General features: G+C 40.3%; 18 protein-coding genes. 8 read left to right on the forward strand and 10 right to left on the reverse strand.

The window, feature by feature from the left end; translation table 11 throughout:
• Positions 1-20: 20 nt before the first annotated feature.
• Complete coding sequence (locus tag PIECOFPK_RS10840; RefSeq protein WP_330975194.1) at positions 21-695, forward strand: hypothetical protein; 675 nt, start codon at positions 21-23, stop codon at positions 693-695.
• Positions 696-708: 13 nt separating this feature from the next.
• On the opposite strand, the gene PIECOFPK_RS10845 is transcribed toward PIECOFPK_RS10840, so the two are convergent.
• The 5 genes from PIECOFPK_RS10845 to PIECOFPK_RS10865 all read right to left on the reverse strand — a co-directional run bounded on the left by PIECOFPK_RS10845 (position 709) and on the right by PIECOFPK_RS10865 (position 5,141).
• On the reverse strand, positions 709-1,542 hold the full coding sequence (locus PIECOFPK_RS10845; protein WP_330975193.1) for an amidohydrolase family protein: 834 nt from the start codon (positions 1,540-1,542) through the stop codon (positions 709-711).
• 38 nt (positions 1,543-1,580) lie between these two features.
• Positions 1,581-2,435: a fumarylacetoacetate hydrolase family protein gene (locus tag PIECOFPK_RS10850; RefSeq protein ID WP_330975192.1), complete on the reverse strand. Its 855-nt coding sequence runs from the start codon at positions 2,433-2,435 to the stop codon at positions 1,581-1,583.
• A 42-nt stretch (positions 2,436-2,477) separates the two neighbouring features.
• The gene (locus PIECOFPK_RS10855; RefSeq protein ID WP_330975191.1) at positions 2,478-3,242 is read right to left on the reverse strand and encodes an SDR family NAD(P)-dependent oxidoreductase; all 765 of its coding nucleotides are present in this window, start codon (positions 3,240-3,242) and stop codon (positions 2,478-2,480) included.
• A gap of 147 nt (positions 3,243-3,389) precedes the next feature.
• Positions 3,390-4,553, reverse strand: coding sequence for a molecular chaperone DnaJ (dnaJ, locus tag PIECOFPK_RS10860; protein WP_330975190.1), 1,164 nt, complete (start codon positions 4,551-4,553; stop codon positions 3,390-3,392).
• Between the two features lie 3 nt (positions 4,554-4,556).
• Positions 4,557-5,141 (reverse strand): nucleotide exchange factor GrpE, encoded by a 585-nt coding sequence (locus PIECOFPK_RS10865; protein ID WP_330975189.1) that lies wholly within the window; start codon positions 5,139-5,141, stop codon positions 4,557-4,559.
• 241 nt (positions 5,142-5,382) lie between these two features.
• On the opposite strand from PIECOFPK_RS10865, the gene PIECOFPK_RS10870 reads away from it, so the two are divergent.
• From PIECOFPK_RS10870 to PIECOFPK_RS10885, 4 genes are all read left to right on the forward strand, one after another.
• Positions 5,383-7,773, forward strand: coding sequence for a hypothetical protein (locus PIECOFPK_RS10870; protein WP_409965868.1), 2,391 nt, complete (start codon positions 5,383-5,385; stop codon positions 7,771-7,773).
• A 108-nt stretch (positions 7,774-7,881) separates the two neighbouring features.
• On the forward strand, positions 7,882-10,215 hold the full coding sequence (locus tag PIECOFPK_RS10875) for a hypothetical protein (protein WP_409965869.1): 2,334 nt from the start codon (positions 7,882-7,884) through the stop codon (positions 10,213-10,215).
• A 114-nt stretch (positions 10,216-10,329) separates the two neighbouring features.
• Positions 10,330-11,424, forward strand: a complete 1,095-nt coding sequence (locus tag PIECOFPK_RS10880; RefSeq protein WP_409965870.1) for a Nif3-like dinuclear metal center hexameric protein — start codon at positions 10,330-10,332, stop codon at positions 11,422-11,424.
• A 55-nt stretch (positions 11,425-11,479) separates the two neighbouring features.
• On the forward strand, positions 11,480-12,238 hold the full coding sequence (locus tag PIECOFPK_RS10885; protein WP_330975185.1) for a zinc ribbon domain-containing protein: 759 nt from the start codon (positions 11,480-11,482) through the stop codon (positions 12,236-12,238).
• 59 nt (positions 12,239-12,297) lie between these two features.
• Here the strand turns inward: PIECOFPK_RS10885 and PIECOFPK_RS10890 are convergent, their stop codons facing one another.
• Positions 12,298-13,059 (reverse strand): ABC transporter ATP-binding protein, encoded by a 762-nt coding sequence (locus PIECOFPK_RS10890; RefSeq protein ID WP_330975184.1) that lies wholly within the window; start codon positions 13,057-13,059, stop codon positions 12,298-12,300.
• A 169-nt stretch (positions 13,060-13,228) separates the two neighbouring features.
• On the opposite strand from PIECOFPK_RS10890, the gene PIECOFPK_RS10895 reads away from it, so the two are divergent.
• Positions 13,229-14,497, forward strand: a complete 1,269-nt coding sequence (locus PIECOFPK_RS10895; RefSeq protein ID WP_409965871.1) for an aspartate kinase — start codon at positions 13,229-13,231, stop codon at positions 14,495-14,497.
• 2 nt (positions 14,498-14,499) lie between these two features.
• Here PIECOFPK_RS10895 and PIECOFPK_RS10900 read toward each other — a convergent pair whose 3' ends face one another.
• Positions 14,500-15,261, reverse strand: coding sequence for a GLPGLI family protein (locus PIECOFPK_RS10900; RefSeq protein WP_409965872.1), 762 nt, complete (start codon positions 15,259-15,261; stop codon positions 14,500-14,502).
• 7 nt (positions 15,262-15,268) lie between these two features.
• The gene (locus PIECOFPK_RS10905; protein ID WP_409965873.1) at positions 15,269-18,055 is read right to left on the reverse strand and encodes an outer membrane beta-barrel protein; all 2,787 of its coding nucleotides are present in this window, start codon (positions 18,053-18,055) and stop codon (positions 15,269-15,271) included.
• Between the two features lie 277 nt (positions 18,056-18,332).
• Here PIECOFPK_RS10905 and glgB point away from each other — a divergent pair, with 277 nt between their 5' ends.
• Complete coding sequence (glgB, locus tag PIECOFPK_RS10910; RefSeq protein WP_409965874.1) at positions 18,333-20,297, forward strand: 1,4-alpha-glucan branching protein GlgB; 1,965 nt, start codon at positions 18,333-18,335, stop codon at positions 20,295-20,297.
• A 73-nt stretch (positions 20,298-20,370) separates the two neighbouring features.
• Here glgB and argS read toward each other — a convergent pair whose 3' ends face one another.
• A complete protein-coding gene (argS, locus tag PIECOFPK_RS10915) occupies positions 20,371-22,143 on the reverse strand; it encodes an arginine--tRNA ligase (protein ID WP_330975179.1) in 1,773 nt (590 codons plus the stop codon).
• A gap of 76 nt (positions 22,144-22,219) precedes the next feature.
• On the opposite strand from argS, the gene PIECOFPK_RS10920 reads away from it, so the two are divergent.
• Complete coding sequence (locus tag PIECOFPK_RS10920) at positions 22,220-22,759, forward strand: GtrA family protein (RefSeq protein WP_330975178.1); 540 nt, start codon at positions 22,220-22,222, stop codon at positions 22,757-22,759.
• 14 nt (positions 22,760-22,773) lie between these two features.
• On the opposite strand, the gene PIECOFPK_RS10925 is transcribed toward PIECOFPK_RS10920, so the two are convergent.
• A complete protein-coding gene (locus tag PIECOFPK_RS10925) occupies positions 22,774-24,102 on the reverse strand; it encodes a TolC family protein (protein WP_409965875.1) in 1,329 nt (442 codons plus the stop codon).
• Positions 24,103-24,109 lie beyond the last annotated feature (7 nt).

Raw genomic sequence — 24,109 nt, forward strand, 5'->3', positions numbered from 1 at the left:
ATCTCGAAAGGAAGTATTTTATGAAGAAGATTATTATTTTTCTGATTGCAGGTATTACAGGGGGCTTTCATGCACAGGCGCAGGATGTATTGCCTGATTTTTCAGCATTCAAAATAGGTGGAGGTCGTGTAGTTTTGTCTTGGACGCACAATTACAATTCGTCCATAAAACAAATCAGTATTCAGCGTTCTACCGATAGTCTCTATTATTTTAAAACGATAGCCAGCATGCCGGACCCTACCCTTAAGGAGAATGGCTTTGCCGATACAAAGCCTCCGCACGACAGCATGTTCTACCGGCTTTATATCCAGTTTGATGGAGGGCAATATATCACAACAAAGTCTAAACGCCCCGTCATTGATACAATAGGCTATACCGATGCATTTTACAGTGGTACGCCTACCGAGGCCAACCTCTCTCCTAACTTTTTACCCCCGGGATTTGTTCCTTCAAAATATGTTTATACATCATCCGACAGATATGTGCGGGTAGAATTGCCTTTTGACAGAAGAAAGTACGACCTGAAGTTTTTTAATGAGGCAGGTAAGCTGCTGTTTGAAATGAATGATATCAAAGAAAGAAGGTTCAAACTAGACCGCTCCAACTTCTACACAGCAGGATATGTAAACTTTGAGTTATACGCAGACGGCAAGATACTGGAAAAATACAAAGTTTTTATTCCCAAAGAATTTTAGAGTAAAAGTCATTTTATAAATTATAAAATTTAATAGCATTAGCGCCGTAGAAAGCCTTTTTCTCTGCATCCGAGAAGGATTTGAAGTACTGATCCACTATACCCTTCATTCTTTTGTACGATGCAGCTACGAGGCATACCGGCCAGTCGCTACCATACATAATACGCTTTGTACCGAATGCTTCCACCACTACATCTAGATAAGGTATAAAATCTTTCGGCTTCCATTGTTTCCAGTCGGCCTCGGTTACCATTCCACTGATCTTACAAAAGACATTGGGCAGTTGGGCTATGGCTTGCATATCTTGCTTCCAGCCATCAATTCGGCCATCCTTGATATAAGGCTTGGCAATATGATCGATAACAAACTTTTGATTGGGGAAACGTGCGGCCAGCTTATATGCGTATTTGAGCTGATCGGGATAAATCAATATATCGTAGGTAAATCCATATTTCTCAAGATGGCTGATACCGTTTAAAAACTTTTTCTTTAGCATCAATGCCCGATCTTTTTCATCCTGTAATACATGACGAAATCCCTTGAGCTTTTTGTAATAGCGCCAGTGTGCCAGCCGCTCGTCGATGTCTTTCGCTTGCAAATCTACCCAACCTACTACACCTCTTACAAAATCATGTTGCATGGCATTAGTAAGCTGAAATAGATTTTCCACTTCGGACTGGCTGCTTTGTACTACTACACAACCATCTATGCCGTTAGCATCCAGTACGGGCCTTAAATCTTCAGGTAAAAAGTCGCGGCGTATTTTCTTCATGGCATCGTTAATCCATGAATCCCTTACCGGATCAAACTTCCAAAAGTGCTGATGGGCATCAATCGTAGTATACATAACGCAAGCGAATAAATAAAACGTTCTTCTAGTAAAATTTATTTACTCCAAGCCACACAGGTTTGGGAGGCCGTTCCTAATCCATCAATACCTAGCTCCACCACATCGCCCGGCTTTAAATAAACCTGTGGATTAAAACCCATTCCCACACCGGCCGGGGTTCCAGTAGAAATAACATCGCCAGGCAGCAAAGTCATAAACTGACTTACATAAGCTATTACATGTGGAATATTGAAGATGAAGTTGGCGGTGGTGCCATCCTGCATGATCTTTCCGTTTACCTTCAGCCATAGGCGCAAGTTGTGCGGATCTGAAATTTCATCTTTTGTAACCAAGAATGGCCCCATAGGTGCAAATGTATCACATCCTTTTCCTTTATCCCAGGTACCACCACGCTCCAATTGAAACTCACGTTCACTTACATCGTTGTGCAATACATAACCAGCTACGTAATCCATCGCTTCAGTCTCTTCTACATAACTGGCTTTCTTGCCAATCACTACAGCCAATTCCACCTCCCAGTCGGTTTTTGTAGAATTTCTGGGAATTACAATATTATCATTCGGACCACAAAGAGATGTAGTAGATTTCATGAAGATAACAGGCTCCTTGGGTATGGCGGCTCCGGTTTCCTTGGCATGATCGGCATAGTTCAATCCGATGCACACTATCTTAGAAGGACGAGCAATAGGGCTGTCAAGCCGTATATCATCGCTTATTTTAGTAAGCTGGTCTTTATTGTTTCTAACAAATTGTTCCAGACGGTTTAATCCATCTGTCTCGAAAAATGTTTCGTTATAATCTTCTCCAAATGCAGAAGTATCATATTTAACATTATCAATAATAACACCGGTCTTAATATTTCCCGGCATACCATAACGTATCAGTTTCATGTTTAATCTAATAGCTTATATTATCTGTTAAAATTAGCGTGATTAGTTATTTAGTTTGATAAAACCACCGTCAATAGGATAGTCGCAGCCGGTGATAAAAGCAGCTTCATCGCTACATAAGTACAGAATAAGTGCTGCAATCTCTTCGGGTTTGGCCATACGCCCTATGGGTTGGGTTTGCGAGAGCTTAGCAAACATTTCAGCTTCCTTGCCCGGATAGTTTTTTGCCAAAAAACCATCTACAAAAGGAGTATGCACCCGTGCAGGAGAAATACAATTACAACGAATATTATGCTTCACATAATCTTTAGCCACCGATAAAGTCATTGCCAGTACGGCCCCTTTACTCATGCTATATGCAAAACGATCTGGGATGCCCACACTGGACGCAATGGAAGCCAAATTGAGAATTACACCGCCTCCGTTTTTCTTCATCAAAGGTATGGCAGCGTACATACTGTTATACACACCTTTCACATTTACGGAATATACCCGGTCGAAATCTGCAGCATCCGTTGTTTCCAGCGTACCGATATGCGATATGCCGGCGCTGTTTACCAAAATATCAATTTTTTCAATAGCCTGATAAGCGGACACCACTTCCTCCTGATTCACTACATTTATCGCTATCGCTTCGGCCATTCCTCCTGAAGCGTTGATTTCAGCGACGGTTGTATTAGCAGCCTCCTTATTCACATCTACAACTTTCACGCTGGCTCCACGCTGGGCAAATAATAAGCATACGGCCTTACCAATACCGCTTCCTCCTCCCGTTACTACGGCTGTTTTATTCGTCAACTGGAACATTCGTTAGATTTTTGAGCGGCCAAGATACTATTAATAGCCTAGAATTTAAAACATCAACCTCAAATAAATCCCTGCAAACAAAGGCCTATAATAAAAAATCGGGCTTGATAAGCCCGATTACATAAGTATGGTATAAAAAACGAAATGCTAGTTAAACAAATCCTTGATTTTTTCGAAAAAGCTTTTGTCTCCCTTTTCGGGCTGTGGTTTCATGTTAGGTGATTTGGCCAGTTTTTCCAGTATTGCTTTTTCCTCATCGTTTAGATGCTGAGGCGTCCATACACTAACATGTATAAGCTGGTCACCTTTTTCATAACTGGAGTGTACATTAGGGAAGCCTTTGCCTTTCAATCTGAAAATCTTTCCACTTTGTGTTCCTGCCGGTATTTTTATTTTGGCCCTACCATCTATAGTAGGCACTTCTACCGTGGTACCGAACACAGCATCGGTAAAGGATATATGCAGGTCATATACCACATTCAGTCCTTCTCTCTGCAATTCAGAATGAGATTCTTCTTCGATGAGTACAATAAGATCACCGGGAGGTCCACCCCGCTCACCCGCATTACCTCTGCCGCTTACATTGAGCTGCATACCTGCCTGCACACCAGCCGGCACATCAATAGTGATGGTTTCTTCGCCATATACCCGTCCACTACCTTTACATTGATTACATTTAGATGTAATGGTAGTACCCTCTCCGTGACATTCCGGACAAGTAGTAACGGTTTGCATTTGTCCTAAGAAGGTATTTTGTACCCGACGTATTTGCCCGGTACCATGACAGGTGCGACAGGTTTGCACGCTCCCCTTATCCCTAGCACCGTTACCGCCACAAGTATTACAAACAATATACTTTTTAACCTTTATGTTTTTGGTAACACCCTTGGAAATTTCCTCATAGTTTAATTTGAGCTTTACCCGAAGATTACTTCCGCGTACGCCCCGCATTCTTTGCCCGCCTCTTGATCTTCCTCCGCCAAAGAAACTTCCGAATATGTCATCTCCAAAAACATCACCGAACTGACTGAAAATATCCTCCATGCTCATGCCGCCACCAAATCCACCTCCGCGACCGGCAGCGCCTCCCAAACCAGCATGCCCAAATCGATCATACTGGGCGCGTTTATCAGGATCGCTAAGCACTTCGTATGCCTCGGCCGCCTCCTTAAACTTTTCCTCGGCCTCTTTATCGCCCGGATTACGATCCGGGTGATATTGCATGGCTATTTTACGATAAGCTTTTTTGATTTCCTCGGGAGTCGCACTTCTGGATACATTCAGTACCTCGTAATAATCTCTTTTTGACATATGCTACTTTCCTACCACCACTTTTGCATGGCGTATTATTTTGTCATTCAAATAATATCCTTTAATAACCTCATCTACAACTTTACCTTTTTTGCTTTCATCATTCACCTCAATCTGCGTTACGGCTTCATGCAGCTCAGGATCAAAGTCGGTGCCTACCGCTTCCATCACTTTTAGCCCTCTAGCCTGTAAGATATTCCTAAACTTATTAAAGATAAGGCTCACCCCCTGACTTAATGACTTATCGGCAGAAGCTTCCAACTCCTTGGTAGCCCTGTCGATATCATCCAGAACATCCAATAAATCCACAATAACTTCCTTTCCGGCAGTCTGCAGCAGTTCGATTCGTTCCCTTGCGGTACGCTTTCTGAAATTATCAAACTCAGCTGCTAGGCGCAGATACTTATCTTTACTTTCATTCAGCTCGGCTTCCAGCGCACTCAAGGGACTTTCCTCTACAGGCTCATTCAAATGTTCAGTACCACTTACATTGTCGTCCACATTAATATTCAATCCCTCCTGCTCGTTGGTATTTTCATTAACATTCATTCCCTCCTGCTCGGTAAAGTTATCGCTGTTCTGATTCATTCCTATTAGTTTTTTATTTTTTAATTTGAAAAAGCAAAAATATAATTCTTTATAACTAATTGAAGTTGTATTTTCTAAAAACCACAATTATGTATGTCACCTGAAATATGGCAATAATATTGCCAATGCCTGATAAGGCGACAAAATGTCTGTTTTTACTGCTTCATTTTAATAGAAAATTAAACCCTAGCAATCTTATTCAGTCATTTTATAGTAATTTCACTTTACACACTTTGTTTGTATGAAAAAACTTACTTCCCCTATTTTTCTGCTCATTGCATTTTTGTTTAGTAATTATTCGTATTGTCAGAACATTGATGAAAAAGTAACAAAATGGGCCGAACTGAATCCCATTGAAAAACTCTACCTACATATAGATAGAGAATCGTATTATGCGGGACAAACCATATGGTTTAAGGGATATTTTATGTCTGATTTTATCCCTTCCGCTAAAAGCACTACGGTATATACAGAGCTGGTGAATGAGCAGTCTGCAATAGTAGTACGAAATGTTTTTCCGGCTTACATGGGTGTAAGTGTAGGACAGCTCGACATCCCCGAAAACACGCCTGCCGGTGTGTACCAATTGAGGGCTTACTCTCCATTAATGCTGAATCAACCCGAGTATGTTTTTAATAAACGCATCCGCATTTATGGGAGCAATGCCCAGAAAGATAATAAAACCCCACTTGCATCCGAAGTGCAGCTAACATTTTTCGCTGAAGGGGGCAACCTTATCACGAATCTTTTAAATATTGTAGCCTTTAAGGCTACCGACAAAAAGGGAATGCCGGTAAATGTGGAAGGAGAAATCAGAAGTGAGACGAATGAACTCGTCACCTCCTTCAAAAGCTTACACGACGGAATGGGGTCTTTTGCCATCTTTCCATTACCGAATGGGCGTTACTATGCTACCCTCAAAGGATCTAGTAAAAAATATCCTTTGCCAGAACATACTACTAACGGCGTATTGTTCAGTGTTAGACATTCCTCTAAAGGAAAAATGTTTCGCATTGTTCCGGGGAATGACGACCCCGCTTTTCAGCCTGCCTATATGATTGGGCAAATGGAAAACGAAATATTATTTAAACAGCCCTTTGGTGGTAACAGAAAAGAAATTTCGGGCATTATTCCTACCGACAGCATCTATTCCGGCATCTTACAACTTACCGTATTTAATAATGACGGAATGCCACTTGCCGAACGCCTAGTGTTCATCAATAACAAGGAATATATTTTACCCGCAAAACTGAATATTGATACACTCAATGTGGGGAACAGACAGCGGAATCGTTTTTCTATTGCGCTAAAAGATTCTGTAGTGGGGAACTTCTCGGTATCCATCACCGATGCAGACTACGAAAGCAGCCGCACTCGTCCGTTGAACATTTATTCCTGGATGCTGCTAGGTTCACACATAAGAGGTTACCTACATAATCCGGCTTATTACTTCGGCTCCGATAACGATTCGGTAAGAGAGGCCTTGGATTTGGTAATGATGACCAACGGATGGACCCGATTTAAATGGATAGATGTGGCCCAGAATAAGCTTCCACAACCCAAATACAAAGACCCCGGGTACATCAACCTCAGCAATACGGTATATATCGAAGGAAGAAAGAAAGTACTACCCAACACGGATATTCTGGTAATGATTTCGCCAGATGATACCACCCAAAAACGCAGAGGAACCTCAAGCATTATGCAAACCGATTCACTAGGGCAATTACGAATTGATTCCGCTATTTTCTTCGGCAAAATGAAAATTTTATTTTCTGAAGTTCGCGGTAAGAAAAGCAAATTTATTAATGTAAAACTGCATAATGACTCATTACGCCGTACCTACCCGATAGAATGGTCGCCGGCTCCTTTTACAGATAGCACTGCACCGTTGCTCGAAGAAAAAATGATTACTGCCTTTAACGATTATCTTAAAGCCGAAGGTAAAACACTAGAAGCTGTAACCGTTCGCTCGTATCGCAAATCAGAAACAGAAAAACTCGATGAAGAGTATGCCAGCCCGTTATTTTCAGGAAACATGAACAGTCGCATATTGGATTTACGTGAAGAAACTTATGCTGGAGACATCTTCCAATACCTACAAGGTCGTCTACCGGGCTTAAGCATTACAGGTAGTGCCGGGGAATATACCATTCAATACAGAGGAGGCGGATTAGAGGGCAGCAATGTTACCCTTTTCTTAGACGAGATGCGTACGGATGCCCTCATGATCGAAAGCATACCTGTGAATCAGATCGCTATGGTTAAACTCATCCCTACTTCAATTGCTACGCCTGGAGGAGGTACAGCACTGGCTATTTATACGAAAAGAGGTGCTGGACTAAATGCCGCGATTGATTCTCCTACAGACATTATTACTTATAACGGATATACAATTATAAAAGAGTTTTACAATCCTGATTATGAGGCTCAGCCGGATAATGATAAAGTAGACAATAGGCTTACCTTGAGCTGGACACCCGACATTTATGTAGCTCAAAGGAATCCAACAATTCCTATTATCTTCTATAATAACGATCGAACCAAACGCTTCAAAGTCGTAGTAGAGGGAATTACATATGACGGTAAAATGCTGATGGTGGAACAAATCATCGAACCGGGCGGCGATTAATATTCGCAGGTGGTTTTATGCAAATGCATTGTTAAATGCATCCTATTATAAGATGTAGAAGGGATATCTCTTGCTTATTTTTTTGTAACTTAACAATGCACTATGAACATGCAAAGGAATATATTATTCGCCTGTTTGTTTCTGCTCTATTTTGTAAGCCTGAAAGCACAGACACCGGACGAAAAATTAGAAGCGTGGCATCAAGAGAACCCGATTGAAAAAGTATATCTGCATCTCGACAGGCAAGATTATTTTGCCGGACAAACCTGCTGGTTCAAAAGTTATTTTATTTCCGATTTTCAACCTTCGGCAAGAAACTCTACATTATTCGTAGAATTGCTGAACACCACCGGAGAATTGATTAATAAAAAAGTTCTCCCGATTTTCAACGGTATTACTTACGGACAAATTGATCTGCCGGATACACTGAGCACCGGCACTTATCAATTGCGTGCCTACTCACCTTTAATGCTAAATCATGATAAAGATTTTCTTTACAGTACCGCCATAAGACTATATGGCAAATCCTCTAAGAACAAGCCAACCGTTGCTGGCAATGTACAACTTCGCTTCTTCCCAGAAGGAGGTATTTTATTAACTGGAGTTGAAAATACAGTAGCCTTCAAAGCTACAAACACATCAGGGCTGCCGGTAAACTTCAAGGCCCTTATCAAAGATGATAGTGGCAATACTATTACCCCTATAAAAAGTATGCACGATGGCATGGGCAAGTTCGCCTTTACGCCTATCGAGGGCAGGACGTATGTAGCGCTCCTAGATGGCCGCGAATTTCCACTACCAGAAGCCTCCCGAGAAGGCGTTGCCCTGCAAATTTCGCAGAATGAAAAGGGCTTTTTATATCAACTGCAATTAGTAGGAGGCGATCGTTTTCGTCCAGTTTATGTAATAGGCCAAATGCAACATAAAGTGGTTTTCAAACAGGCTATTGATGCTTCCTTAAAAGGGAGTATTGCTACAGATAAGCTCCCCTCTGGAGTGCTTCAATGTACTTTCTTTAATAAAGACGGTATACCACTGGCCGAACGCCTTGTATTTATAGATAATCAAGAATACCTTGTAAAAGCCTCATTACAGAAAGAAAAGATTGACCTCCGCCCCAGAAGAAAAAACGAGTTATCTATTCATTTTGCCGAACCGGTTGAAGGGAACTTTTCGGTAGCAGTAACGGATAATGATTTTAACGAGCCGGGTCTCCGGAAGGAAAATATCATATCCTCATTGCTATTAACTAGCGATATCCCCGGATATGTGCACCATCCTGCATTTTATTTTAGTAATCACCCCGCAGCAAAAGATGCGTTGGATCTAGTAATGTTAACCAACGGCTGGCGCCGTTTTACCTGGAAGCAGGTTGCTGATAACAACTTACCGAAACCTCAATATAACGACCCCGGCTATATATCTCTATCCGGTAAAGTAAACGTACGTGGCTCGAAAAAAAGTTTTGCAGACAGAGACCTGCTGGTATGGGTGGCCACATCCGATTCGGGGCGAGCCCTGCAAATGGTGAAAACTGATGCCGAAGGCCGGTTTAAAATGGACTCAGTTGTATTCTTTGATAAAGCCAAAATACTATTTACCGATGTAATGGGTAAAAAAAGTCAGTTTATCACTGTTCAACTTAATACAGATTCTCTGTATCAGTCTTACAACTTACCTCTACTACAAAGACCACCTGCCGTTAACACTAACACATCACTTATCAGCAATATGCAACAGGCTTTCAATAGCTATACACGTGGCAGAGGCACATTGTTGGACAACGTCTATATTGAAGGGCGCCGCCTAACATTAGAAGAGCTGGAAAAGAAATACATGAGTGCCTTGTTTGCAGGAAACCTCAATGCGCGTACCATTAATCTGACTGGCCAATTTATACCACAGTTCAACATCTTCGAATGGCTAATGGGTAGAGTACCCAATCTTATTGTACAACGTAACGGTCAGTTTATGGATAATTACCGCCTGTTCTTCCGTCGGCAGCCCGTACAGTTGTTTCTTGATGAAATGCCAATGCAGGATGCTTCTATTATATCCACAATTCCAGCTAACCAGATTGCACTCATCAAAATTTTTCCACAGTTTATCGGTGCTCGAGGCAATGGTCCTGCAGTAGCTATCTATACCAAACGCGGTGAAGACTTGAATGAGGCCATAGAAAGTACTGGGGATATTGTGGATTACGACGGGTACAGTATTATTAAAGAATTTTACAGCCCCGATTATTCCACACCTCCCGAGGTTAACTATGTTGACCACCGCCTTACACTTACCTGGATGCCGGAAGTAGGCATCGGTGGCGCCTCCTCATCCATTCCTATTCATTTTTATAATACCGATCGTACGAAAAAACTGAAAGTAGTAGCTGAAGGTGTGACCCATGATGGTAAATTGCTCATGCTCGAAGAAACTATTGAATAACTTCTGCAGGAGACATTATCTTTCGTATAAGATATTTATGGTAAAAGCTGCTAGAGGATGCTATATTCGTAGCATAAATTTGTAGATTGCAGAACTTAAACGCGGAGTGGGCACATGGTTATAAAAGACATTATAGGATATCTAGAATCAATAGCACATCCCTCGCTACAAGAGCACTATGATAATGCCGGGTTGATTACCGGCGATGCCAACTGGGAATGTACTGGAGTACTTTGCTGTTTGGATACTATCGAAGCTGTAGTTGATGAAGCTATCACCAAAGGCTGTAATCTTATTGTAGCACATCATCCTATTATTTTCGGAGGACTGAAAAAGATTACCGGAAACAGTTACGTAGAGCGTACCATTATCAAAGCCATTAAACACGATATTGCTATTTATGCTATCCATACCAATCTGGACAATGTTTTATCCGGAGTAAACGGTATGATTGCTCAAAAGTTAGGCTTAAAAAACCTCTCCATTCTTGCACCGAAAAAGGAGCAACTTAGCAAACTTTACTTCTACATACCGGCAGCTCATGCAGAAAATGTCATGAACGCCTTATTTCAAGCCGGTGCAGGACATATCGGCAATTATAGTGAATGCAGTTTTAGTGTAAAAGGAATCGGTACTTTTAAACCGAATGAAGCAGCGAATCCTTTTATTGGTGAAAAAGGGCAAAGACATAGTGATGAAGAGCTGAAAATCGAAATGCTTTTTCCCGCTCACCTAGAACATCGGCTTATCCACACCCTCAAGACCCATCACCCCTATGAAGAAGTAGCTTATGAAGTCATACGACTCACTAATCTACATCAGGAAATCGGGGCAGGAGTTACAGGAGAATGGGATGACGCCATCAGCGAAAAAGAATTTCTACAGCGCCTTAAGGACATTTTTAACCTTTCTATAGTAAAACATACGGTGCTTCAAGGCAAAAGCATCAAAAAAGTCAGCATTTGCGGCGGTGCAGGCATTTTTTTACTAAAAAATGCAATAAATTCAAAATCAGACGCTTATATAACATCTGATATTAAATACCATGAATTTTTTGATGCGGATAACCGCATTCTCTTGGTAGATATAGGCCATTATGAAAGTGAACAATATACTATTGAATTATTGGCTAATATTTTAGAGCAAAAATTCCCTAACTTTGCCGTCCTTAAAACAGGTGTAAATACCAATCCTGTTTATTATTTTTAGAATCCTCTTTTTTAAGAAAGGCGGATTTTAAAAAGACTTAATATCTTATAAAAATATGGCACAACTAAAAGAATTCTCCGTTGAAGAAAAATTAAGTTCATTAATCCATCTGCAAAAGATAGATAGCAAGCTGGATGAAATTAAAACCCTCAAAGGCGAGCTGCCTATGGAAGTTGCCGACTTGGAAGATGAACTGCAAGGTTTACGTGCAAGACAAACCCGTATTGAAGAAGAAATAAATGGTGTTACCGAGTTCATTGATGAGCGTAAAGCCGCCATTAAGGAAAGTGAAGCCTTGATTAAGAAATACGAGAAAGACAGCGAAAACGTAAAAAATAACCGCGAGTTTGAGGCCATCAATAAGGAAATTGAAATGCAGCAGCTGGAAATAAAGCTGGCCGAAAAACACATTAAAGACGCAAATGAGGAAATCGCTGAGAAGGTTGTACAACTGGAAAAAGTTAAAAAGAATATTGCATTAAAAGAGGGTGCGCTTGAAGCAAAGAAGACTGAGCTGGAAAAAATCATTGCTGCCAACGAAAAAGATGAGAAACTTTATCTCAAATTATCAGAGGAGGCAAAAAGTGCTGTAGAGCCTAGACTGTTGGCTAGCTATGAGAAAATCCGCAACAATTTCCGTAACGGGCTAGCGGTAGTACCCGTATTAAGAGATGCTTGTGGTGGTTGCTTCTACGCTATTCCTCCGCAAAAGCAAAGCGAAATTAAACAGCATAAAAAAATCATCGCATGCGAGAACTGCGGTCGTATTTTGGTAGACGAAGAGTTGCATGATAGTGTAGAGTTAAAGAAATAAAAAACCTTTTTACCATACTTCAGCTCTAATCTCTAAAAGATTGGAGCTTTTTTTATGTCTTAATCTTCGCGAAGTGTTTTACCGGTAAGATGCAAGAATACATCCTCCAGATTTGCTTTCTTTACCTCCTTAGGACGTTCAAACCCCGAAGCCACTAATTGGTCTATGAGATGGTCGGGAGTATCCAATGCAATAATTTTTCCCGAATCGATAATGGCAATGCGGTCGCACAGATACTCCGCCTCGTCCATATAATGAGTGGTAATAATTACAGTAATACCACTGGCCTTAATGCTTTTAATTAGCTCCCACAAATTACGTCTTGCCTGAGGGTCGAGACCCGTAGTGGGTTCATCCAGAAAAATCACCTTAGGCTTATTTATGAGAGTAGTAGCCACCGAAAATCGTTGCTTCTGCCCTCCACTTAATTCTTTGTATTTTGATTTAGCTTTTTCTTCTAGGTTTACAGACCTCAGTAAAGCCATAGCATCTACTTCCTGATTGTACAAGCCCGCAAAGAGTTCTATCAACTGCAATAAATTTAATCCCGGATAGTAACCACTAGCTTGCAATTGCACTCCTATAAGACCTTTAATGGTATCTGGCTCCTTATCCAAGTCATAACCCGCTACAGTAACCTTGCCGCTCGTCTTTCTGCGCAGTGTCTCTATAATTTCCAGTGTGGTAGACTTGCCTGCACCATTAGGACCTAGGAGTCCGAAAATCTCATTTTCATACACATCAAAAGAAATCCCCCTCACAGCACTAAAGTCACCATAATTCTTCACCAAATCCCTTACAGAAATAATAACATCAGCCATGCGATAAAGCTACAACTATTTTCAAGTATCCCTGAAATTTTTGGGTAAGCTTCTTTTCTTCTCTGAGCCTACGAAATATCCTTTTTTGAATATAATCTACAATTCGATACACCAAAGCGTCATAATTGCTGCTGAACTACGATATTTGCTAACAAGAGCATAAAAAACAATGATCCAAGTTTTTAAATTCGGAGGAGCCTCCGTAAATAGTGTAGAGCGGATTCAGAATATAGCCAGCATATTGCGCCGTTACGAAAATGAAAAAATCCTGATCGTCATTTCCGCAATGGGAAAAACAACCAATGCGCTTGAAAAAGTTGCAGAAGTCTACTATAACAATAAACAAGATGAGGCACTTCGTTTGTTTGAACAAATCAAACATCAACACCTCAATACTGCCAAATATTTGCTCGTAACACATTATTTAGCTTGTGAATCGCAACTAAAAGACTTCTTTACTGAAATCGAATGGCTATTATACGATAAGCCGGTAAGAGATTTTTCATATTACTACGATCAAATAGTATGTATTGGAGAACTCTTGTCTACCAGTATTATTAGCCATTATCTTAACGAGGTAGGCATTTCAAATCAATGGTTTGATGTAAGGGATATTATTAAGACCGATGCCAACTTCAGAGATGCCAACATTAATATCCCCAGCACTCAACAAAATATCATCGAACAGGTACTACCTGTTCTTGAAAACAACAAACTAGTGCTGACACAGGGATTTATTGCCTCCACTGATGAAAATGAAAGCACCACTCTAGGTCGTGAAGGCAGCGATTACAGTGCGGCAATCTTTGCCAATCTGCTAAATGCAGAGAGCCTCACTATCTGGAAAGATGTGGAAAGTATTATGAATGCCGATCCTAAGGAAGTTCCTCATGCACACCCCTTGCATGAACTAAGTTATACCGAAATAATAGAGATGGCTTACTACGGCGCTCAGGTTATACATCCCAAAACCATAAAACCTTTACAAAACAAAAGCATTCCGCTGTATGTAAAGTGCTTTCTAAATCCGGACTTGCAAGGCACCGTCATTCATAATAAAAGCACTAAAAATCTTCCTCCGATAATTGTGATAAAACGCAATCAGGTAATGATTGAGTTAAAATCAAAAGATTTTTCTTTTATTGGAGAACACACTACGGAAGTATTATATGAACTTCTAGAACAAATGTTTCTTACCCCTACCCTTACACAAAACGGCGCCATTAGTATCATCTATACCTTCGATCACAAAGAAGAAAAGATTGCAGCTTTTGCCGCAGAAGCTGCCCAATATTTCGATGTACAAGTAACTCCGGGGCTCACCCTGCTCACTATCCGACATTACGATAGTGACGTGCTGGAGCAATATACTGCCAATAAAAGATTTTTAGTACGACAACAGACAACGGACACTATCAGCCTATTATATCAGGAATAATACTACAGAAAGGTGCGCCAAATCATAGGATGCGACCAACGCTCGGCATTTTTCCATTCCCTAGCGCGTGATTTGCTGATATCTGTAAGGATCTTCATCATTTCGTCATAAGATTTCTGCTTACCCTTTGTAGGAGGTTTTATATCAGGAGTAGAAAGCGTTACAGAAGTTGCAACCCAGCTGGTATAAAGCCGTGGGATGGTTACACCTAATATCATGCCCGGAAGTCCGTGCAAACCCATGGGCCCACCACTAATTTTTATTTCATCAGTATAAAAAGCAAAGACATATACACTGTCAAACAAAATGGTGCTGGCACGACGACATTGAAATCCTGCTATATTAATCTGATCATTAGGATAAATTCTCCATTGGATGTTTGGCAGATCACCAGAGATGATATAATTATCATCGATAGATTTCAGATTTATAAACTTATTATTGGTATAGTCATTATACCAATAATCATCCTCGCTCACCCTGCCCAAAAACATCATGCCTGCATTTCTTTTATCTGCCGAACGGTCAAATCTAAACACCCCTTTATTATCATTAAACTCATACTTATAATAAGTGACATTGAACTGAGGCTGGGAAGCTACAATACTCTCCCAAAAAGAGCTTTCCTCATCCTCCAATAAGGCTTTCATCATACGGTGCACATTCGTTTTTACTTCAAACTCTATGGAACCGTGGGTAATAAACTTTTGAGCGTATAACACTCCAGCTTGCATTAACAATATGATGACGATGATGTTTCTCATTTTCATACTAATTTCTAGTAGAAGTATTATTTTTACTAATATTCCAAACAAAAGAAATCAACCAGAATCTTTGTAGTGTCATGCGATAAGTTTCTCGAAAGCTATAACTATCAAAGTTTCGGTTATACCCTCTTTTCTGATTAAGAATATCATAAACGGACAACCTTGCTTCAAACTGATTCTTATAAATACGCTTAGTAAGATAGCCGTTCCATATGGTATAATTGTTATTTGTCGGGAAACGCGGATCTTTTTGGATAAATACAGAATTGAGATCGGTTCTAATTTCAAAATTCAATGGCAGTTGTACATTTCCCCACAGATTCAATTCTCCACTCCAGTATTTAGCATTTGCTGTAGTATTAACCGTAGCCTTTGTATTATTATACGACACTTGCGGATACAAACCAATATCAAACTTCTGGCTCAGATTCTTGTTGATATTCATCGAAAGGCTGTAAACATTTCGTTTGGTGATATTCTTAACCGCCATACCATTATTGGAATTAAAATTAGCTACATAATCCACATTTCTAATAAAATCATATCTTCCCATTACACCTAATCTAATTCTAGGACCTTTCCATTTGAAATCATAATTCAAATAAGATGAAACATTCGCCATACCGTTCGTATTTACGGTATAATACCTACGAATCCCCTGCACAAATTCACTAAACTGCACAAAAGCATTCTGGGTAAAATTATAGTTTACAGCCGCCCACATGCCTCTTTCTTTCAAGGTTTTATATGTACTGTAGGAAAGCGAGAATCTATGATTGAAAGACGGCTTCAACAGTGGATTACCTACGTAAATATTTAGAGGATCTGTATTATTGGGAATAGGTTGCAACTGGTTTAATGAAGGAGCATTGCTATTTCCGTTATAGTTAAACCTGATTGATTCACTGTTTTTGATTTTATAAATAAAGTTAAGTCTTGGTGAATGGTTTACGAAATGATAACTACGATCTGTGCCGTTGGTTAAATCTTTCTGCATATAATTGGTAAATGCTGCAGCAGTTCCGAAAGACAAGTTTACCTTTTTTCTATTAAAGCGAAAACTTATACCCGGCGCATTGCTCACGTTATTAAACTCATAATTATTGCTCAAAGAATCGATAAACTGCGAATAATTGCCTATTCCATCGTTGGCATAAATACGCCTATCGTTTTTATTACGATTTAGCGTGAAACCATAACTCAGTTCCAGATAGAAATCTTGCATTAACGGTTCTGTATAGGTGAGGCGAGTATTAAAATTATTGGAAACATTATGCGATAATGTCTGCTGATCGATAATATGCGAACTATCTACACTTCCGTTTTCATAAAAATCCAGTTTTGAATATAATAAAGCATCCCCATTGGAGGTTATATGATTTAGGTTTGCGTTAATAGAAAGTGTTCTATATTGTTTTTTAAACTTGTGCAACCACAGCAGATTCGTATTGAAATTCTTATTATCGTTTTTACTACTGCCTACCCTATCATTCTGGTTAATCAAGGCGCTGTCAACTGTACGGTTCTCACTATAATATCTGTAATCCGATTCCGTAACATTTGTATTATACTGTGTTGTCAACTTAAGGGTATTCATTGAATCAAGCTTCGTCTCATAAATGAGATTTGCACCCTGTTTGATATTTGAGCTGAAAGCCGCATTATCGGTATATGATAGCCATGTAGAGTCTGGAAGAAAATTTCTAGAATAGGTCTTTGTTTCAGAAGGTGCATTAATTTTCGTGATCCTATATCCAGCATTAATACTGTGTTTGTCCTCATTGAACTTATTATTATAATGTACACCGCCGTTCCAGTTAGTAGGGATACCCTCGCTTTGATTGTAGTTATCGTTATTCATTGTTATCGTAACGGATCCTGCATCTCCCACAACGATGTCTCCTCCACCTCCGAATCGCACTCTGTCGTTCCAGTCCAGATTGAGGTATCCGGTATTACTCATAATACCATATGCAGAAAATTTTCGTTTCCCTTTAAAGGCATTAAACATTAAAGCATTACTAAATTTATCCTGATCACTGAGGAGGTTTTTGTTTTTAAGTCCCCCTCCTACTTCGGCCTTACCAAAAAATCCTTTCTTTTTGTCCTCTTTCAACACAACATTCATTGTTTGTTTGCTCTGTCCATCATCAATACCGGTAAAAGCGGCCTGGTCACTCTTCCCTTTATACACTTGCACATCTTTTACCATACCGGCTCTAAGATTTTTGGTAGCGATACCGGGATCACTTCCAAAGAATTCCTCGCCATCTACCAGAAACCTTTCAACTTTTTCACCCAGAGCTGTAATCTCACCATTACGGTCTACCTGTACGCCGGGTAATACTCTCAACAACTCTTCCAGTGTAGCGCCTTCTCTAACCTTAAAACTATCTGCAGTATATATGGTGGTATCTCCTTTGATTCTAATAGGTGCGCCAGTTTTTACAATCACTTCCTCCAGTACTTTACTTTTAGACAACATGTTGATAATGCCCATGTTCAAAGAACCACGATTGGGGCGCAGCGTTTCGCTAAAATCAGCAAAATAAGGATGGGTTACTAATACTATGATCCCCGATGTATCCGGAGCTTGTAATTCAAAGCGACCATTAGCATCCGCCCGAGTATGTGCCAACAGCAATGAATCCTTTTCATGTATGGCCACTACTACAGCATTTTCAAGGCTCCGATGCTCAGCCGAGTTTACTAAAGTGCCTGTAATGCCTGATGTTTGTCCATAGGTTATATTAATGACTAATAAGGTAAAAACCGTTAAGCTAAATCTCATATAAAGCATTAAATAATTGACCAATAGTATGACGTAGTTTTTCCTGACTCTCACAAAGAAACGAAAAATCGTCAAAATTACGAATTTTAGCAATTATTACTAAATATTCGTAATACAACGACACTAACATAAAGCCATAAATATCTAAGGTACTAATACCTTCCAGTAACAAATACCATAATTCGGCAAAAAGCTATATTTCCTCGGTAAACAAAGACTTTTAGACATGGATTGTTGCGCTAAGGTGTTTTTTCGTAAATTGCTGCAAAGAGTAACAATGCCTATCAATCTTCAGCAATTACAGGAACAATTCGAAAGAGAGCACTTCATCGACACCACAAAACCTGTGTGGAATTATTCCCTGCTAACTGATGAAGACATTAAAAACTTTCAGAATGGTACACACTATACCCTATATGAAAAATTTGGCTCGCACTCTATTAAAGTGAACGGCATATGGGGTATGTACTTCTGTGTATGGGCACCCAGTGCCAAATTTGTAAACGTTATAGGCAATTTTAATAATTGGGACAAGCTGGCGCATCCGCTGCATCCGCGTTGGGATAAAAGTGGCATATGGGAAGGCTTCATCCCTCATTTTAAGCTAGGAGAGGTTTACAAATACCATATTGTGGGAGCCAATAATTTTATTGGAGACAAAGGCGACCCTTTTGCACATTTCTGGGAGCTAAAACCCCTTACAGCATCCATCACTTGGGATCTATACTATGCATGGAATGACCAGGAATGGATGCAAAACAGGAAAAAACATAACGCGCTGAACGCGCCATGGAGCGTATATGAAGTACACTTAGCCAGCTGGCAAAGACCAGAGCCCGGCAATGAACATAAATACAATACTTACGATCAGATAAGAGAACGATTGGTACCTTATGTAAAAGAAATGGGCTTTACGCACGTAGAGCTCATGCCCATTGCAGAACACCCTTTTGATGGCAGCTGGGGGTATCAAATTACAGGTTATTATGCTCCCACATCTCGTTTCGGAGATCCTCAGGGGCTCATGCGACTTATCGATGCTTTTCATCAGGAAGGAATCGGTGTCATTCTGGATTGGGTGCCCTCTCATTTCCCTTACGATACACATGGATTGTACATGTTTGATGGCAACCACACCTACGAATATGCCGATATGCGTAAGGGATTTCATCCAGATTGGAACAGTTATATCTTTAATTATAAAAGAGGAGAAGTAAAGTCCTTTCTTATCAGCAATGCTCGTTTTTGGTTCGATGTATTTCATATCGATGGTATACGTGTAGATGCGGTCAGCTCTATGCTAAAACTGAATTATTCTAGGAAAGAAGGCGAATGGGAACCGAATGAATTTGGAGGCGATGGTAACCTGGAAGCCATACAGTTTATCAAAGACCTCAACGAAATGGTATACCGAGATTTTCCCGATGTACAAACCATTGCCGAAGAAGCTACCGACTGGCCGGGTGTTTCCAAACCCACCTACACGGGAGGACTAGGTTTTGGCATGAAATGGATGATGGGATGGATGCACGACTCTTTAAACTACTTTAAACGCGACCCCATATATAGAGCACACCATCAGAACGACTTTACATTTAGCATGATGTACTACTACGACGAAAACTTCATGCTACCCATCAGTCATGACGAAGTAGTACATGGCAAAAGTCCGCTCATTTTTAAGATGCCGGGAGACCTCTGGCAAAAATTCGCCAACCTCCGGCTATTTTTTACTTATATGTGGACACACCCCGGAGCTAAGTTGCTATTCATGGGCAGTGAATTCGGACAAACCAGCGAATGGAATTATAAAAGTGAATTAGACTGGCATTTATTACAATACCAAAGTCATAGAGGCGCACAGCACTGTTTGAAACAGCTGAATCAACTATTAAAAACCGAGCCCGCCCTACACATCAAACAGTTCACTACCGATGGATTTGAATGGGTAGATTTAAATCATCGTGAAGAATGCGTAATAGTATATAAACGTAAAGGTGAAAATCCAGAAGACGATCTACTGATTGTATTAAATATGACTCCGGAAGTACGAACCGACTGGGTTATAGAAATCACGGGCAAACAGTATACTCAGGAAATTTTCAATTCTGATTTAAAAGAGTATGACGGAACCGGAGATGTGTATAATCCTCAAATTAGATGCGAATGTGTTGATGCAATCGAACAACGATACCGCATTACCATCAATATTCCACCTCTGGCCGGACTGATTTTAAAATAGTATTGCCACCTAAAAAGGGGGTACAAACATGTACCCCCTCAGTTTATCTGCTATAGACATTAGCAAAGTAGCCTTACATACGCTCGGGCACTTTGATACCCAGCAAGCGCATAGCTTCCGCAATGGTATTGGCTGTAAGCTGCGATATTTTTAATCGCAATTGTTTCTTTTCCTCACTTTCAGCATTGCGTATGGAATGTGCTGCATAAAAGCTGTTGTACAGCTTCGCCACATTGAATGCATAAATAGCAATCAATGAAGGGTTAAATTCGGCTGCGGCCTGCTGAAGTGTTATATTGAATTGCTCTAACAAAACAAGCAATTCTTTCTCGAGTTTTAAAAGCTCAGATGTTACCGGCGCATCATTTTTAATCGTTTCATTCCTCAACACAGAACGGATGCGCGCATGTGTGTATTGGATAAATGGCCCGGTAAATCCATGAAAATCGATGCTTTCTTCAGGATTAAAGATCATTCGTTTTTTAGGATCTACACGTAGCAGGAAGAATTTTAGTGCCCCCAGGGCAATTGTTTCGTAAAGCTCATTAAGCTCAGACTCTGTGAAGCCACTCACCTTACCCAATTCCTCTGTTTTTGCTGCTGCCACTTTCACCAGCTCATCCAGTAAATCATCAGCATCCACTACAGTACCCTCACGGGTTTTCATCCGTCCGGTGGGTAGTTCCACCATCCCGTAACTCAGATGATGGATTTTATCAGCATACGGCTTACCTAGCTTTTGCAATATCAGTTTTAGTACTTTCATGTGATAGTTTTGCTCATCAGCTATCACATAAATGCTTTCATCATAAGGGAAGTCTTTGTACTTTTCGTCTGCAAGCCCTAGGTCCTGAGTAATATAAACTGAAGTACCATCCTTACGCTGTACAATTTTCTCATCCAGCCCGTCAGCGGTTAAGTCAATCCATACACTACCATCTTCTTTCTTGTAGAATACCCCTTTCTCCAATCCATCCTGTACAAAAGCTTTTCCCAGGAGGTATGTTTCGCTCTCGTAATAGTTTTTATCAAAATCGGCTCCAATGCGTGTATATGTCTGATTAAATCCTTCGTAAACCCAACCGTTCATTTGCTTCCACAATGCTACCACTTCTGCATTTCCTTGTTCCCAGTCTACCAGCATTTGCTGTGCGGCCTTCATGATGGGAGCATTCTTTTCGGCTTCTTCTTTACTCATGCCCTCCTCCATTAAAGCAGCAACCTGCTTTTTATGTTCTTCACCAAACTTCACGTAATAATCACCCACCAGATGGTCGCCTTTTATACCAGTACTTTCGGGTGTAGCGCCGTTGGCAAACTCTTTCCAAGCAATCATCGACTTACAGATATGAATGCCGCGATCGTTGGAAATACAGCTTTTGAACACCTCATGGCCTTGCGCTTTCAGCATTTCTGACACACTCCACCCCAGAAAGATATTTCTAAGATGCCCCAGGTGTAAGGGCTTATTGGTATTGGGCGAAGAATATTCCAGCATGATCTTTTTAGCAGCACCCGCATGCTCCGTCTTTACGTGTGCGTAATGCTGATCTAGGAACTTCAGCCAGTAAGAATCACTAATTGTAAGATTTAAAAATCCCTTTATAACATTATATGCAGTAAAAAGATGTGGATAGTCGGCAATTAGTTTTTCTCCTATTTCCTTGCCCACCACCTCAGGGTTGCTTTTCAGCTGCTTAATAAATGAAAAAAGTACTAAAGTATAATCTCCTTCAAATTCAGGCTTTGTAAGATTTATAGCAATAGTATCCTCCTTAAAATCCTGATTATAGAGGCTTTTCAATGTTGACACAATTACAGGCTTCAGTTCCGCGACAATGCTCATACCATTAAATTTTGCTGCAAAAATAAGAAACCAACCCTCACAAATAGTTTTAAATACCAATATCTTCGCAATTCCGATGAGACAGCTTTTTTATAGTGCCAGAAAACTGATAATCCCAGTCATCGACTTTTTTTATCCACCATTTAAAAAGCTGATGCCTCTGCAGGCATTCCGATACTTGGTGTGTGGTTCAGCCAATACGCTTTTTGGATTGGCAGTATTCTATGTAGCTTACCATTATATTTTCCGAGAAGAGGATTTCAATTTTCGAATATATGCATTTGAGTCCTATACGGCAGCGCTCATCGTTTCTTTTACCGCCTCTTTTTTATTTGGATTCTTTCTAATGAAGTATATCGTCTTTGACGATAGTAAAATCAAAGGTCATGTACAGTTATTTAGATACCTATTAGTATGCTCTTTCAACTTACTATTAAACTATGTATTACTGAAAGTGGCGGTAGAAGGTTTGCATATTTATCCCACTTTTGCGCAAATAGGCACTACGGCTATTATTATCATAGTAAGTTATCTAGCCCAGCGTCACTTCTCATTCCGAAAAAAGAAAGTATTTCCAGATTATGTAGAAGAGGAAGACCACTCCAAGAGTCTGTAAGATGTAAAAAAGCTTTACTTAATAATATCACCCTTTAACCGCAACAGCTCCGTTTCTGCACGTTTTAAATTGTAACGAGCATCAATCAAGCGGTCGTAAGCCTGTGCTAAACTGTTTTGGGCTTCACGAAGCTGTACCAGTGTAGCACCACCAAGTTTGTAAGCTTGGAAAACAATATCTACGTTTTCCTCCGCCAGTAAAATATTCTCTTCTTCAAGCTTTAAGGCGTTTTGCTGCTGTATGTACTCCTTAAAAGCATTTAATACTGCTAGTCTAATAAGAGAACGTTGGTTCTCATACTGGAGTTGCTGCAGAGTAATATTCAGCTTATCCTGTTTTATTTGACGCTTTACTGTAAATTGATTAAAAATAGGAATTCTGGCAGTAAAGCCATAATTATACCCATGAAACTGATTAAATAAGGTAGAAAAATTGTTCAGCACTTTTTTATTCGAAGTACGACTGAAATTGTAGGCCGATCCAAAAGACAAAGTAGGCCAAAGTCCCGCCTTGGTTTCTTTCAGTTCATACTCTGCAATATCAATGGCCGAGCGTGCACGCAGCAGTGTAGGATTGGTACGTTCCAGACCATCCTGCACATCTCCCAAGGTAATGTCAAAATTTAAAGGAATAGTATCTGGGATTGTAAATTCATGTTCTTGAATCTTGCTGTTCATCACCTGAAGTAATTGACTCTTGAGCTGTGTTACCAGCGTCTGCTGGCGCATTTTTAACGCCTTCTGTTCATTCAAGTCCACTTTACTTTGCAATACATCAGGCTTGGTTCCGCTTCCGATATCCAGCTTATATTGTGCTAGGTTGGCTCTTTCTTCGTTTAGCTCAATCTGAACATCCGTAGCTTTAATCAATTGTTGTTGTCTGGCGATATTATAATAGATGTTGATTACTTGCGCAACAGTATTAATCACTTGCTCTTTGGCGCTATAGGCTCCGGATTCCAGTAATGCGGCTACCTTATCGCGTGTAGCAAACATGCGCAACCCATCGAAAAGCACCCAATCCAATCCTAAACTCCCCTGAATATTGTTCGACCTTACATTATTGGATTTCCGCTCGCTACCGTCTGCCAGCGTTTGTCTTTGATTATTATTATTGAATGTAGCACCGGCGTTTATATTTACAGAAGGTAAGAAAACGGCATTTCTGTAACTGTAATCGATGGCCGCCACTAAAGAATCGCCTCTGGCAAGCTGGATATCGTAGTTATTTTGAAGCGCAGTAGCAATGGCCTCTTCCAGTGTCAGCACACGTTGCCCGTTTACTGAAATCCAGAAACAAGCTGACAGTATTGCCGCAATCTTCTTTATGAACGTAACCCTCATTTTTTCG

The sequence above is a fragment of the Chitinophagaceae bacterium C216 genome, assembly GCA_028485475.2.
Lineage (GTDB): Bacteria > Bacteroidota > Bacteroidia > Chitinophagales > Chitinophagaceae > Niabella > Niabella composti.